General features: G+C 69.8%; 13 protein-coding genes and 4 tRNA genes. 7 read left to right on the forward strand and 10 right to left on the reverse strand.

Translation table 11 applies throughout. The features are described from left to right. Nucleotide 1: 1 nt before the first annotated feature. From ACWDRB_RS00220 to ACWDRB_RS00245, 6 genes are all read right to left on the reverse strand, one after another. Nucleotides 2–949: a tripartite tricarboxylate transporter substrate-binding protein gene (locus ACWDRB_RS00220; protein ID WP_449891235.1), complete on the reverse strand. Its 948-nt coding sequence runs from the start codon at nt 947–949 to the stop codon at nt 2–4. 76 nt (nt 950–1,025) lie between these two features. Next, complete coding sequence (locus tag ACWDRB_RS00225) at nt 1,026–1,796, reverse strand: SAM-dependent methyltransferase (protein ID WP_449891236.1); 771 nt, start codon at nt 1,794–1,796, stop codon at nt 1,026–1,028. A 58-nt stretch (nt 1,797–1,854) separates the two neighbouring features. Further along, nucleotides 1,855–3,675: a glutamine--fructose-6-phosphate transaminase (isomerizing) gene (gene glmS, locus ACWDRB_RS00230; RefSeq protein ID WP_350722052.1), complete on the reverse strand. Its 1,821-nt coding sequence runs from the start codon at nt 3,673–3,675 to the stop codon at nt 1,855–1,857. A gap of 13 nt (nt 3,676–3,688) precedes the next feature. After that, on the reverse strand, nt 3,689–3,964 hold the full coding sequence (locus ACWDRB_RS00235; RefSeq protein WP_394491059.1) for a hypothetical protein: 276 nt from the start codon (nt 3,962–3,964) through the stop codon (nt 3,689–3,691). Nucleotides 3,965–4,044: 80 nt separating this feature from the next. Beyond that, nucleotides 4,045–4,791: an ABC transporter permease gene (locus tag ACWDRB_RS00240; RefSeq protein WP_449891237.1), complete on the reverse strand. Its 747-nt coding sequence runs from the start codon at nt 4,789–4,791 to the stop codon at nt 4,045–4,047. Next, entirely contained in the window at nt 4,781–5,614 is an 834-nt protein-coding gene (locus ACWDRB_RS00245; protein ID WP_449891238.1) for an ATP-binding cassette domain-containing protein, read from the reverse strand. The genes ACWDRB_RS00240 and ACWDRB_RS00245 overlap by 11 nt, the downstream gene beginning before the upstream one ends. Nucleotides 5,615–5,672: 58 nt before the next feature. On the opposite strand from ACWDRB_RS00245, the gene ACWDRB_RS00250 reads away from it, so the two are divergent. The 6 genes from ACWDRB_RS00250 to ACWDRB_RS00275 all read left to right on the forward strand — a co-directional run bounded on the left by ACWDRB_RS00250 (nt 5,673) and on the right by ACWDRB_RS00275 (nt 8,983). After that, the gene (locus ACWDRB_RS00250; protein ID WP_449891239.1) at nt 5,673–6,281 is read left to right on the forward strand and encodes a TetR/AcrR family transcriptional regulator; all 609 of its coding nucleotides are present in this window, start codon (nt 5,673–5,675) and stop codon (nt 6,279–6,281) included. A gap of 64 nt (nt 6,282–6,345) precedes the next feature. Further along, nucleotides 6,346–8,517: an N-acetylmuramoyl-L-alanine amidase gene (locus tag ACWDRB_RS00255; RefSeq protein ID WP_449891240.1), complete on the forward strand. Its 2,172-nt coding sequence runs from the start codon at nt 6,346–6,348 to the stop codon at nt 8,515–8,517. Nucleotides 8,518–8,608: 91 nt separating this feature from the next. Next, nucleotides 8,609–8,680 (forward strand) — tRNA-Gly (locus ACWDRB_RS00260). A gap of 16 nt (nt 8,681–8,696) precedes the next feature. Next, nucleotides 8,697–8,767 (forward strand) — tRNA-Cys (locus ACWDRB_RS00265). 49 nt (nt 8,768–8,816) lie between these two features. Further along, nucleotides 8,817–8,888, forward strand: a tRNA-Gly gene (locus ACWDRB_RS00270). Between the two features lie 20 nt (nt 8,889–8,908). Further along, a tRNA-Val gene (locus ACWDRB_RS00275) sits at nt 8,909–8,983 on the forward strand. 213 nt (nt 8,984–9,196) lie between these two features. Here the strand turns inward: ACWDRB_RS00275 and ACWDRB_RS00280 are convergent. After that, nucleotides 9,197–9,925: a hypothetical protein gene (locus ACWDRB_RS00280; protein ID WP_449891241.1), complete on the reverse strand. Its 729-nt coding sequence runs from the start codon at nt 9,923–9,925 to the stop codon at nt 9,197–9,199. Next, on the reverse strand, nt 9,922–10,410 hold the full coding sequence (locus ACWDRB_RS00285) for a SigE family RNA polymerase sigma factor (RefSeq protein ID WP_449891242.1): 489 nt from the start codon (nt 10,408–10,410) through the stop codon (nt 9,922–9,924). The genes ACWDRB_RS00280 and ACWDRB_RS00285 overlap by 4 nt, the downstream gene beginning before the upstream one ends. Before the next feature lie 317 nt (nt 10,411–10,727). Between ACWDRB_RS00285 and ACWDRB_RS00290 the strand changes: the two genes are divergently transcribed. Then, nucleotides 10,728–11,489, forward strand: coding sequence for a DUF899 domain-containing protein (locus ACWDRB_RS00290; RefSeq protein WP_449891243.1), 762 nt, complete (start codon nt 10,728–10,730; stop codon nt 11,487–11,489). A 157-nt stretch (nt 11,490–11,646) separates the two neighbouring features. Here the strand turns inward: ACWDRB_RS00290 and ACWDRB_RS00295 are convergent, their stop codons facing one another. Both ACWDRB_RS00295 and ACWDRB_RS00300 read right to left on the reverse strand, forming a co-directional pair. Beyond that, complete coding sequence (locus ACWDRB_RS00295; protein ID WP_449891244.1) at nt 11,647–12,420, reverse strand: class I SAM-dependent methyltransferase; 774 nt, start codon at nt 12,418–12,420, stop codon at nt 11,647–11,649. 79 nt (nt 12,421–12,499) lie between these two features. Continuing rightward, nucleotides 12,500–13,321 carry a class I SAM-dependent methyltransferase gene (locus tag ACWDRB_RS00300; protein WP_449891245.1) on the reverse strand — a complete coding sequence of 274 codons (822 nt, stop codon included), beginning with the start codon at nt 13,319–13,321 and terminating at the stop codon, nt 12,500–12,502. Nucleotides 13,322–13,345 lie beyond the last annotated feature (24 nt).

A 13,345-nucleotide genomic window follows, 5' to 3' on the forward strand; every position in this document is an offset into this window, starting at 1 on the left:
TCTAGTGGCCGTTCCCGCAACTACCCCAGCATGTTGTGGCCTTGGTGGTGCCGAGCAGACCGAGATCCCGCAGGACGGCGCGGGTGCGCTCGACCTCGGAGCCCAGCCACTGCTTGAAGTCGGCGCCGCTGAGCGGGATCGAGATCCAGCCCGCGGACCGGCAGGCCGCCTCCCAGTCGGCCGTGCCGGTCACGTCCTCGCACATGCGGATGGCCGATTCGCGGCTCTCGTCCGTCATGCGCTCGGGCCCGAAGGCCGCCGCCCAGTCCACGAAGTCGACCCGTACGCCGGACTCCAGCAGCGTCGGCGCGTCGAGGCCGGGCACCTGCCTGGCCGAGGACACCGCGAGCGCCTTGACCTGGCCGGCCTTGATGCTCGCGCGCCAGTCGGCCAGCGGGCCCGCGGCCGCCGCGGCCTTGCCGGACAGCAGCGCGGTGACGGCCTCCTGACTGCTGGGGTAGCCGGTGTAGTCGAGCTGGCGGGTGTCGGCGCCGAGCCCCCTGGCGATCAGGCCGAACAGCAGGTGGTCGGGCTCCCCCTGGGGCCCGCCCGCCAGCTGCGTCTGGCCCGGACTGGCGAGCAGGTGGGCGCCGAACGCCTCGAAGTCCCCGAACGGCGAGTGGACGGGCACGACCACGACCTCGACCTCACCGGTGAGCCTGGACAGGGGGGTCGCCGTGTCGAGGAGGGTCTGGGCGTTGTTCAGCTCGGCGGCGGCCAGCGCGGGCAGCCCGCTCACCATGATCCTGATGCCCGCGCCGGTCTCGTATCCGGCCGCCCGGGCCGCGTCGGCGAACGCCTGCCCGACACGCTCCCAGCGGCGCCCCTGAGGGCCGATCGAGTATCGGGCGCGCAGGCCCGCCGCGCTCCCGGTGAAGCGCTCCGTCCCGCAGCCGGCCGCGCACGCGGCCAGGCCCAGCCCCCATGCGAAGAACCGCCGACGGCGCATGTGCCTCTCCCCCGAGCATCGCGAGTCATCGCTCACTCTAAGTTATCGACACAATACACAGAGATACACATATCTCTCATAGTGACTTTTTGCCGACCCCTGCCATCAGGGACGACGGCAGCGACCAGTCCCCCACCAGCTTGGGCCGGTCGGGACGCCAGTCGACGGCCTGTACCAGGCCCGGCGGCTCCAGCGGGAAGTCGCCGAAGAAGGCGCGGATCTCGGCGGGCGTGCGGTCGGTGCCGCCGCTCGGATCGTCCGAGGAGGCGCCCCGGTAGCGCTGCCCGTCCTCCAGGCGGCCCATCGAGGTGGCGTGGGTGATCACCAGGTAGCTGCCCGGCGCCAGCCGCTCGCGCAGGGTCGCCAGAGCCTGCCGCGGCCGCGCCGAATCCGGCAGGAAGTGCAGGATCGACACGAGCAGCACCCCGACCGGCCGGCGCAGGTCCAGGAACCCGCCCGCCCCCGCCAGCACCGCGTCGGGATCCAGGAGGTCCGCCTCGACGAGCGCGGCCCTGCCCGAGTGTCCGAGCAGGGCCGTGGCGTGTGCTGCGACGACCGGATCGCGATCGACGTAGACGACCCGGGCCTCGGGCGCCACCTCGTGCGCGCTGCCCTGGGTCGGCAGCCCGCTGCCGAGGTCGAGGAACTGCCGTACCCCGGCGGCGGCCACGTAGCGCACGGCACGCTGGAGGAAGGCCCGGTTTGCGCGGGCCAGCGGGACCGCCTCCGGGATCAGCTCGGCGAGCTGCTCGATGGCCTGGCGGTCGACCGCGAAGTTGTCCTTCCCGCCGAGCATGTAATCGTACATGCGTGCGAGATTGGGCCTCTCAGCGTCGAACTGCCGCACGTATCGAATTTATGTCGTCCGCAGCAAGATAACGAGGTTTGAGGCCAAATTAGCCTGTTTATTCAACCGTGACGCTCTTGGCGAGATTGCGAGGCTTGTCCACATCCCGGCCGAGCGCCACCGCGGCATAGTACGCGAGCAGCTGAAGCGGGATCGTGAGCAGGATCGGGTCCAGCTCGATCTCGTTCTTGGGGATCACGATCACGTCGTCGGCCAGCTTGACGTCGGGCTCGCGGTGACCGACCATGAGCACCTGCCCGCCGCGCGCGCGGATCTCGCCCAGCGTGGTGAGGTTCTTGTCGAGCAGCTCGTCGTCGGGGACGATGGCGACCGTCGGCATGTCGGGGCCGATCAGCGCGAGCGGCCCGTGCTTGAGCTCGCTGGCCGGATACGCCTCGGCGTGCACGTACGAGATCTCCTTGAGCTTCTGCGCACCCTCCCTGGCCACCGGGTAGCCGCGCACGCGGCCCACGAACATCATGCTCGGGTGCTTGGCGTACTTCTGCGCCAGCTCAGCGATCTTGTCGCTCTGGGTGAGGATCTCCTCGATCTGCCCCGGCAGCCTGCGCAGGCCGTCGACGATGCGCCGCCCGTCGGCGGGCGACAGGTCGCGCACCCGGCCCAGGTGCAGCGCGAGCAGCGCGAACGCCAGCGACGTCGAGGTGAACGCCTTGGTCGAGGCCACCGAGACCTCGGGACCCGCGTGCAGGTAGATGCCGCCGTCCACCTCGCGGGCGATGGCGCTGCCGACCGCGTTGACGATGCCGATGACGCGACCGCCCTTGCGCTTGAGCTCCTGCACGGCGGCGAGCGTGTCGTACGTCTCGCCCGACTGGCTGATGGCGACGTAGAGCGTGTCGGGGTCGACGACCGGATTGCGGTAGCGGAACTCGCTGGCGGGCTCGGCGTCGGACGGGATGCGGGCCAGCTCCTCGATGAGCTGTGCCCCGATCTGCCCCGAGTAGTACGCGGACCCGCAGCCGATGATCTTCACCCGGCGGAAGCCCCGCGTCTCGCGGGCGTCCATGTTGAGCCCGCCCAGGTGGGCCACGTGGAAGCGCTCGTCGAGCCGGCCGCTCATCGTACGGGTGATCGTCTCGGGCTGCTCGGAGATCTCCTTGAGCAGGTAGTGCTCATAGCCGCCGGTGTCATAGTGGCCGGCGTCCCAGTCGACGGTCAGCGGCTCCTTGGCGGTCTCGCGGGCGTCGCTGGCGAAGGTGTGGAAGCCGTCGGCCTTGAGCACGGCCAGCTCGCCGTCCTCCAGGTGCACGACCTGGCGCGTGTAGCGGACGAGCGCGGCCACGTCGGACGCGGCGAACATCTCCTTCTCGCCGATGCCCAGCACGATCGGGCTGCCGTTGCGCGCCACGACCACCTCGCCGGGGCGTTCGCGGTCGATGACCGCGATGCCGTACGTGCCGACGATGCTCTTGAGCGTCTTCCTGACCGCCTCCTCCAGGGAGTCGTTCTCGTCGGCGGCGCGCGCGATCAGGTGCGCGAGCACCTCGGTGTCCGTCTCGGAGGCGAACACCACGCCGTCGGCCTCCAGCTTCGCGCGCAGCTCGCCGGCGTTCTCGATGATGCCGTTGTGCACGACCGCGATGCGCTCGTCGGAGGAAAGGTGGGGATGGGCGTTCTCGTCACTCGGCACGCCGTGCGTGGCCCAGCGGGTGTGCCCGATGCCCAGGGTGCCCTTGAACCTGGCCGGCACGACCTTGGCCAGGTCCGCCACGCGGCCCTTGACCTTGCGTAGCTTGAGCCCCCGGTTGGACACCACGACCCCGGCCGAGTCGTACCCCCGGTACTCCAGACGCTGCAGGCCCTCCAGCAGGATGGGCGCCGCGTCCCGTGGGCCGACATAGGCCACGATTCCGCACATCGAGGTCTCCTCTTCATCCGTAGACGATCCTGCGCAGCTGCCGCAGGGACAGCTCCGGTGCCGCGACCCGCCGACCGCGTAATTCGGCGGCGATCCTGGGGAAGATCTCGTCGTTGGTGTGGCCGACCGTTTTCAGCTCGGCGTGCCGGCGGCGGACGTACTCCTCGACGGACTCGGAGAAGTACGACAGCACGTCGGCGATCACCTTCGCCGCCTCACCCGGGCCCAGCGGGCTCGTCTCGGTGAGGTGGACGATGAGGTCTTCGTAGGGATGTCGTGCCGGGGACACAGACGAGGACACTACGCATCTGGAACGAGACACTTCAACATCCTGCCCGAAATCGGGCAGGAATTAACTCGAACGCCTGTCTAGAGCAGGCTGCCGCGGCCCCAGCCCTTGCCGAAGCGCCACCAGGCGAAGGCTCCGGCGACGAGACCGAGCCCGACGAGGACGGCCGCGGGACGGACCGTGCCCGCGACGTCACCCCTGACAGCGGCCTGGAGCATGGTGGTCGCCCAGTATCCGGGCGAGATCGGCGCGATGGCCTGCGCCCAGGCGGGCATCATCGCGTACGGCACCAGCGCACCGCCCAGCGCGCTGACCGACAGCGCCGCGATGTTGCAGAGCGTGCTCAGCTCCCCCTGGCTGCGCACCACCCCGGCCAGGGCCGTGCCGACGCCGAGCAGCGCGAAGCACCACGCCGCCACGGCCAGGCCCAGGGCCGGCGGCCACGCCGTCCCGGCCGGCCGCAGCCCTACCGCGATCATCCCGTACGCGAGCAGCACGACCTGCTGGAGGACCAGCACGGCGAACACCGGCAGGGCCTTGCCGATCATGATCTCCGGGACGCGGGCCCTGGTGGCCTTGAGGCGGTCCCAGGTGTGCCAGGTGCGTTCGGCGAGGCTGGCCGTGGCCACGTCGGCCATCGACAGCACCGAGAACATGACCAGCAGTCCCGTCACGACCTGGGCGGGCTCGCGCAGCATCGACTTGAAGACGAGCATGAGGACCATGGGCATGACCAGGTAGCTGACCAGGTGAGCCGGGTCGCGCCGGCGCAGGAGCACGTTGTGCGCGGTCAGGACGGCGATGCGGTGCAACGTCTCACGCGGCATCCGCGGGCTCCTTTCGGAGATCCTTGTAGAGGTCGTCGAGCGACGGCTGGCGGATGTCGATGCCGCGCACCGGGCGGTCGAGGTCGCGCAGCAGGGTGGCCAGGGTGGCGGTGGGGTCGGTGGTCGCGACCGTGATCTCGTCGTCGTCCAGGGTGACGCGGACCTCGCCAGGCAGCCCCTTGAGCAGCTCGGCGCCCGTGCCCCTGGCGATCACCCGCCCGCTCCGCGCGACGGCGATCGTGGCCTTCAGCTCGGTGAGCTCGGGGAGGTAGTGCGTGCAGTAGACGACCGCCGCGCCGCCGTCCGCCCTGCGGCGCACCGCCGCCAGGAGGGCGCTGCGGGTCTCGGGGTCGGCGCCCGCCGTGGGCTCGTCGAGCAGGAGCACGTCCGGGTCCGGCAGGAGGGCGGTGGCCGCCTGCGCGCGGCGCTGCTGGCCGCCGGAGAGCACGCTCACCCGCCGGTCGAGCACCCCGGTCAGCGCCAGCTCCTCCGCCACGGCTTCGACGGCCCCGGCCAGGGCGCGCCGCCGCAGCCCGGCCAGCCCGCCGAACAGCCGCAACGTCTCCCGTACGGTGACGCTGGGGTAGAGGGCGAGCTGCTGGGGCGCCATCCCCACCTCGCCCCGCACCACGACACGCCCGGCGTCCGAGCGTGCCAACCCCGCGGCGATCTCGAAGAACGTCGTCTTGCCCGCGCCGTTGTGGCCGACCAGCCCGACGATCTCGCCCGGCTCCACCCGCAGGTCGAAGCCGTCCAGCGCGGCGACGTCGCCGTACCGCTTGACCAGCCCGGCCGCCTCCACCTGCCCGCTCGTGCGCGCCATCAGCCCATGCCCCTTCCCAGTCTACGATGTAGACTGCTCTACACTGTAGACTGACGCGGTGCGGAAGCTCAAGACCTCCCGGCAGCCGGAAATCCTCGACGCGGCCCTCGCCATCGCCGACGAGCGCGGCCTCGAAGCCCTGTCCATGCGGGCCGTCGCCGAGCGGGTCGGGGTAACACCCATGGCCTTGTACGGATATTTCCGGAACAAGGATGAGCTGCTCGACGGCCTCGTCGGCCGCCTGCTCGACCGGCTCGCGCCCGGCGATCCCGGCCAGACCTGGCAGGAGCGCCTGGGCGCGATCGCCTGGGCCACCCGGCGACTGGCCCGCGAGCACCCGTCGGTCTTCCCGCTCCTGCTGCTGCGCACCTCGGCGACGCCCGACGGGGTCCAGGTGGTCGACCAGCTCTACCAGGCGCTGCTCGACGCCGGCGTGCCGGAGGCGGACGTCCCCCGGATCGAGCGGCTGGTGAGCACGTTCGTGATGGGGTTCGCGCTCTCCGAGGTGAGCGGGCGTTTCTCCGACGCCTCCCGGGAGATCAGGCTCAGCCGCGGCGCCGACGCGCCCGCCCACCGCCGTTTGGCCGGGCATCTGACGCCCGATGACTGGGATGCCGAGTTCGCAGCCGATCTGGCGGATCTCATGCGTATCATCCGACCCGTCTGACCCATCCCTTTCTGGGAAAGGTTACGGTGAGTAGTCGTATCGTGACCTTCCTGGGGGAGATGTCATGCGCCTCTGGCTCGCCGCCGCCCTGACCGCCGGCACGTTCACCGCGCCCGCGGACATGCCCGCACCCGGCTCTGCCCCAGGTCACCCGCCCGGCCTCTTCTCTTGGGGCGCGCCCGGACGCCGGACCGGCGCCCTCCCTCCCGCGAACCCTTCCGGGCGGCAGGCCGAGTTCGCCGCGGCCGCCCGGGAGTTCGGGGTGCCGGAGAGCGTGCTGCTCGGCGTCTCGTACCTGGAGTCCCGCTGGGACGCGAACGGCGGGTCGCCGAGCACGGCGGGCGGCTACGGGCCGATGCACCTGGTGGACGCGTTCCCCGCCGACACGCTCAGCCCTTTGAGCGCCGCCGCCCCATCGACCGGGGGTGGGCACGCGTGGCCGATCGGTGACGCGCTGGGTGACGCCCGGGGGGACGACGCCCGCCCGCTGCCCCGTACGTTCGCCGAAGCCCCTGCCATGTCGGCGCCGAGCGCGGCGCTGCCGCCCGCCACGCTGCCCGAGGCCGGGCGCCTCATCGGCGCGGACCCCGCCCGGCTGCGCACCGACCCGGCCGCCAACATCAGGGGCGGCGCCGCCCTCCTGGCCTCGTACCAGGACCGCCCGAGCGGCAACCCGGCCGACTGGTACGCGGCCGTCGCCCGCTACTCGGGCGCGGAGGACGCGGCCGCGGCACGTGAGTTCGCCGACGAGGTGTTCTCGGTGATGCGGGAGGGCGCGCGGCGGCGTACCGACGACGGCCACCTGGTACGCCTCGTACCCGTGCCCAACCTCCCCCACCCCGTCGCCGCCACCGCCAAGGACCCCGCAACCGCCAAGGACTCAGCCGCCGCCCCGCCCGTGGTCAACGAGCAGACCGGCAACGACCCACCGCCCCCGTACGACGACCAGTACGACACCTTCTTCGGGGAGGAAGCCGGGACGGACGATCAGACCGACCCGGACGGGAACTGGACAGAGCCCGGAAATGTGGAGAAGACCGGAAGCGGCGGGCAGGTGGAGTGCCCCGGCTCGCTCTCCTGCGAATGGATCCCCGCCGCCTACGAGCGCTTCGGCAGGAAGAAGAACCGGGACTACGGCAACCACGACCGCCTGAGCCGGTCCCGTTCCGTCGACTACATCGTCATTCACGACACGGAGGGCTCCTACCAGGGCATCCCGTCCTTGATCCGCAACCCGAGGTACGTGAGCTGGCACTACACGATCCGCTCCCGTGACGGACATGTCGCCCAGCACGTGGCGACCAACGACATCGCCTGGCACGCGGGCAACTGGGACGTCAACACCCGTTCGATAGGAATCGAGCACGAGGGCTACCTGGCCAAGGGCACCTGGTACACGGAGGCGATGTACCGTTCGTCGGCCAAGCTGGTCAGATACCTGGCCGGCAAGTACCGCATCCCGCTCAACCGGGCCCACATCCTCGGCCACGACAACGTCCCAGGCACCACCCCGAAGATGGTCTCGGGCATGCACGAGGATCCCGGACCGTACTGGGACTGGTCCCACTACTTCGACCTGCTGGGCAAGCCGCTCAAGGGGGTGCAGAGCGGTAACTCCATCATGATCCGCCCCTCGTACGACACCAACCGGCCCCGCTTCACCGGCTGCGTCGCCGTCAAGCCGGACAAGGCGTGCCCGGAGCACGGCGCCGCCACGGTCTGGCTGCACCAGGAGCCGCGGGAGTCGTCCCCCCTGGTCAACGACCAGGGCAAACATCCGGGCAAGCCCAGCACGTACAGCGTGTACGACCACAGCGCCCGCGCCTCCACCGGCCAGCGCTTCGCGGTGGCGGACCGGCAGGACGACTGGACGGCCATCTGGTACCTCGGCCAGAAGGCCTGGTTCCACAACCCGCCCTCCGACCCCACCGCCGTCCCCGCCAAGGGCCCGCTGGTAACTCCTCTCAGGCCGAGGACCAGGGTGTACGGCCGCGCGTTCCCCGAGCAGTCCGCCTACAAGCTGGCGTCGTACCAGCCGCTGGCCCCGCTCCAGTACAAGATCGGCCCCGGCCAGACGTACACGGTGGGCGACACGATCACCGGCTCCTACTACGCCGCGGGCGCCTTCAGCCCGGCCAAACACGTCACCACGACCGGACAAACCCGCTACTACCAGATCCAGCTCGGTCACCGGGTGATGTTCGTCATGGCCAAGGACGTGCGCCTGATCCGCTGAATTTCGCCCCGCGGGCCACTCAGTGCGCACGGGCACTCCAGGAAGACGATATGGTTTTCCCGTAGCCCGGCGCACGTCGCCCTGGGTTAACGCGGAAGTGGCTCAGTGGTAGAGCATCACCTTGCCAAGGTGAGGGTCGCGGGTTCGAATCCCGTCTTCCGCTCGGAGCAAGACTCCAGGGTGGAGTGGCCGAGAGGCGAGGCAGCGGCCTGCAAAGCCGTCTACACGGGTTCAAATCCCGTCTCCACCTCGGCGACCGGCGGACCCCTCGGGATCCGCTAAAGTAAAGGCAGCACCACGCGGAAGTGGCTCAGTGGTAGAGCATCACCTTGCCAAGGTGAGGGTCGCGGGTTCGAATCCCGTCTTCCGCTCTGAGTTTCTAACTCAATATGGACGATTAGCTCAGCGGGAGAGCGCTTCCCTGACACGGAAGAGGTCACTGGTTCAATCCCAGTATCGTCCACCACAATGAGAAAACCCCCGGTCGCGACCAGCGCCGGGGGTTTTCTCCTGCTCGGGCTTGAGCATGGTGCCGCGCTGACTTCGATCCTGCGAGTTGATCAAATCGCGCTGTTGGAGGCCCGCCCCGCCCGGGGTGACCCCCGGGCGGTCGGTGGTCGGTCATTGGGCCGAGCCTGGGCCACGTCCGCGCCGGCCCGGCTCAGCCGCCTGCTGCCCCTCACCCTGAAGATGAGCTCCCGTCATAGACTCCCGCGGACCACGTTCCGGGCCTGGCGCCCAGGTCGGCGGCCAATTCCAGGGCGACGTCGTACCTGACCAGCTCCTGAGCCACGTACCTGCCGTCGCAGGTTCCCTTCCGCTTGTCGACCACGGCGCAGCCGTCCAGTGACGCCTGTCCGATGAGTTCGGTGGGAGGGAAGACCCACACGCGGATGGACTGGCGCCCGGCCGACCATGTGGACGGGAGCGAACCCCGGTCGTAGGCGTGCCGAGCCATGCCACCCTGGCACCGGCTGACCTGCCCCGCGCGGCTGCCCTCGACGGCCGTGACCACCCACGACTGCGGGTCCGCGCAGGTGACGACCACAGTGGTGGCATGGCTGGCCGGCTTGACCTTGATGTCCATTCCGGTCGCGGACATCGAGGTGAGCACAGCCCCGATCCTGGTCAGGCCATCGATACTGGCCGGCAGATCGGGCACGCGCGACGGTGCCGCGGAATCCACGCTCGACGAGGTGACCGGAGCGGCAGGGGTCGTCGCCGTCCCGGGCAGCGTCCAGATCACCACGGTCGCTGCGGCCCCCGCCAGCGCCGCGCCCGCGCCCCATCGGGCAAGCCTGCCGCGCCTGCCCCTCCGTACGATCTCGGCCACGTCCACGTCCCCTCCGGGTCCGTACGCCGTGCGCTCGGCGAGCAGCTCGCGCAGGTCGTCTTCGGTATGGTTCATTGCTCCACCTCCATCAGCTCGATCGCCGGTTGCACCCGCAGCCGCGCCAGCGCCCGCCCCAGCTGCGTCTTGACCGTGCCCAGCGAGCAGCCGAGCACGTCGGCGCACTGCGGCAGCGTCAGGTCCTCGAAGTAGTGCAGGACGATGACCGCGCGCTGACGGTCCGACAGCCCTCTGATCGCCGTCCAGAGCGCGTCCTTCTCGCCGAGCTCGCCGGCGAAGTCGCCGCGGGCGGTCGTGTCGGGAAGCGACTCCGTGGGCACTTCGCCGCGCCATCGTCTGCGCCACCAGGAGGCGTGCGTGTTGGTCAAGATGCGATAGACGTACGGGTCGGGATCACCCTCGATGCGCCGCCACACCTGCCAGGCCCTGGCCAGCGTCGTCTGCACCAGGTCCTCGGCCGTGCCCCAGTCACCTGTGAGCGCATAGGCGGTACGGCGCAGCCGCCCCGACCGGGCTGTCACATACTCAGCGAATCCTTCCATCACCGATCACTACTCGCCGGGGAGCCCGAACCGGATGACAGCCGCCACAGGGATTTCTCACCGTGCCTGCGCCATCGCCGTACGGTGGCGACATGCCAGGGGCCGTGACGATGATGCCATGTGGCGATGGCGGGGCGTACCGGCGAAACTCACCGCCGCTCCCCGGGCACCGAGCTTGTCAGCCCGACGTGCTCGGTGCCAGGTTCGGCCGAGGGCGCCCTCGCCGCGATGAGTTCCGGCCTGGTCGCGGGTCTGTTCCGGTGACCGTCGTTGGGCGTCTTACGACGCGCCCAGCATGAGACACCACGGAGGACACTATGACGACCGCGCTGCCCGGCCGCCCGCCCATCGTCGACCTGGCCACCTGGCAGGCCGCCCGGGACGAGCTCCTGGTCCGGGAGAAGGCCCACACCCGCGAGGGCGACGCCATAGCCGCGGCTCGCCGCCGGCTGCCGATGGTGGAGCTCGACGGGACGGTCGAGGTCGTCGGACCCGACGGCCCGGTCCCGTTCCTGGACCTGTTCCAGGGCCGCGACGAGCTCGTGGTCTACAAGCACATGTGGTACGACGGCGCGCCGCACCAGGGGCAGTGCGAGGGCTGCACCACCACGGCCTGGCACCTGAAGGACGCCGTCTACCTCAACGCCCGCGGCGTCTCGTTCGCCATCCTGACCACGGGCCGATGGGACGAGGTGGCCTCCTACGTCGAGTTCATGGGCTACACCCAGCCCTGGTACTCGGTGCGCGGTGTGGAGGAGCCGGTCGGCGGCAGCATGGGGTACCTCACCTGCTTCCTGCGCGACGGCGACCGCGTGTTCCTCACCTACTCCACGACGGGCCGTGGCAACGAGCGGGTCAGTGGTTCCTTGGGCCTGCTCGACATGACGCCCTACGGCCGCGGCGAGGCGTGGGAGGACAACCCCGAGGGCCGGCCCGAGGGGCGCGGCCCGTCCTGGAGCTGGCGCTCGGACGCGGACGGGAATGCCGTCTGGGGCCCGACCAGCCGCCCCGTGCCGCAGTGGACCCGCCCCGGCGCGACCCCCGCGCAGACCCTCGGCCGGCACGACCACCACCACTGACAGGCCTTCGTCGCCGACGTCGGCGTCAGGTGCCGGGCGGAACCTCCGGACGGTGCGAGGCCCAGCCCGCGCGCTCGGTCGGTGGGGGTCGTCCGGAAGGTGCCGGAAGGTGAAGGACTCCTGCGGCGGCGCAGGAGTTTCACCTGTTCGCGGTAGGTCATACGTGGGAGCAGCCGTTGCCGGCCGGGGCCAGCGTGGCCAGATAACCTCGGAAGACCACGGTCATCTCCCCGTTCCGGAACACCTCCGCAAGCGTGCGGTGACACCAGTCGCGCGCTTGCTCGGCGCTGTCGTCCCCGCGTGCGATGGCGCTGTCGACGTTGACCTCGCCCAACACATAACGGAGGTAGTCGTCGAGTGACATCTGTATCGGGATCTCAATGTCGGTGTAATCGAGCAGGCGCAACCCCGTCCCCTCCAGACGCAACGCCTGTACGACCAGCGGCCGCCATCCGGATACTGATGGAAACCGCTGCTGGAACGACTTGAACCACGTCGCCAATGCGTCGCCTGTCCGCGAATACCGGCCTTGCGAGAAGTCGTACAGAAGAAAGGTTCCTTCTGGAGTCAGTACGCGGGCCACCTCGGCAAGGGCCGACGAAGGATCGGTGTAGTTCAGCGAACCGGCGGCGGCGACCAGGTCGAACGACGCCGCGGCGAATGGCAGCCCTTCCGCTGCGCCGAGGACGAATCGAGCGGACGGCGCGACGGATCGTCGGTGCGCAAGCATCGCCGGGACCGGCTCCAAGCCGATCACATACTCGGCCAATGGTGCGAGCGCGGCAGTGGACGCGCCGGCACCGCATCCGATATCCAGTGCTCGCCCGACCGGGCGCTTCAGGCAAGCCGACTTGAGAATCTGCTGATGCACCGGAGGCCGGTCGAAGGCATAGCTTGCGGCCAGCCGTTCGCTGTCATAGACGCTCTTCATGGCTCCTCCGAGATCGGCATCGGATAAGCAAAGGATCACGCCGCATGCCTTTGAACACGTGGCTGCGGCTGGGCGGTGCTTACCCCCGGACGCCCTCACCTTCCGAGAACGCCGGGCAGTACTGCCAGACGAATTCCAGCCACGGCGGGGCCACCCCCGTGAAGTGCGCCCAGGTGCCCGGTTCCGCACCGGGGTAGTCACCACTCACCTCAGAAAGGAACGTCAGCGTGAAGCCTTCCCGGATCAGGCTGTTGACTATCCGGCTCAGCGTCTGCCTGTACTCCCTGGGTTCGCGGATTCGGCGGCCGGTCTGCTTACGGTCGTAGACCCAGGCCTGGTCGGGATAGCTGGTCGCGGCCTCGTCCGTGTAGGAGTGCTTCAGCGTGTAGCCCTCCCCGTTCCACGAGTGGTGAGTGAGCCCGGAGAAGAATGGGTTCGCGCACATCAGGTAGTAACAGCCGCCTTCGTCGACGACTCTCGCGACCTCGCGGAAAACGATCCGGGAGTCCGGGACGAAGGTCAGCGAGTACGGATGCCAGACCAGATCGAACGAGGATTCGTCGAGGGCCGACAGGTCCCGCATGTCCCCTTGGATCGTACGGATGCCGACGCCGTAATGCTCGGCGGCCAAGCGGTCCCGCTCCAACTGCCCGGACGAGATGTCGAGAACCGTCACGTCGGCTCCGAGCAGAGCGAAAGCCGCAGACTGCTGCCCGCCTCCTCCCGCCAGGCAGAGCACCTTCCGGCCCGCCAGGTCGCCGGCGATGCCCAGCCTATCCAGGCCCAGATAGGCCTGGGCCTTCTCCGCGTCCAGGTCGAGCATGGGACGGGTGAACAACGCGTCCGCCGCCACAAGGGCTTCCCAGCGGTCCTCGTTGTAGTGGTAGACCTCGTCCTGCACGGTAGAAACCCTATCTGTCGCCCA

This window comes from Nonomuraea sp. NPDC003707 (assembly GCF_053587055.1).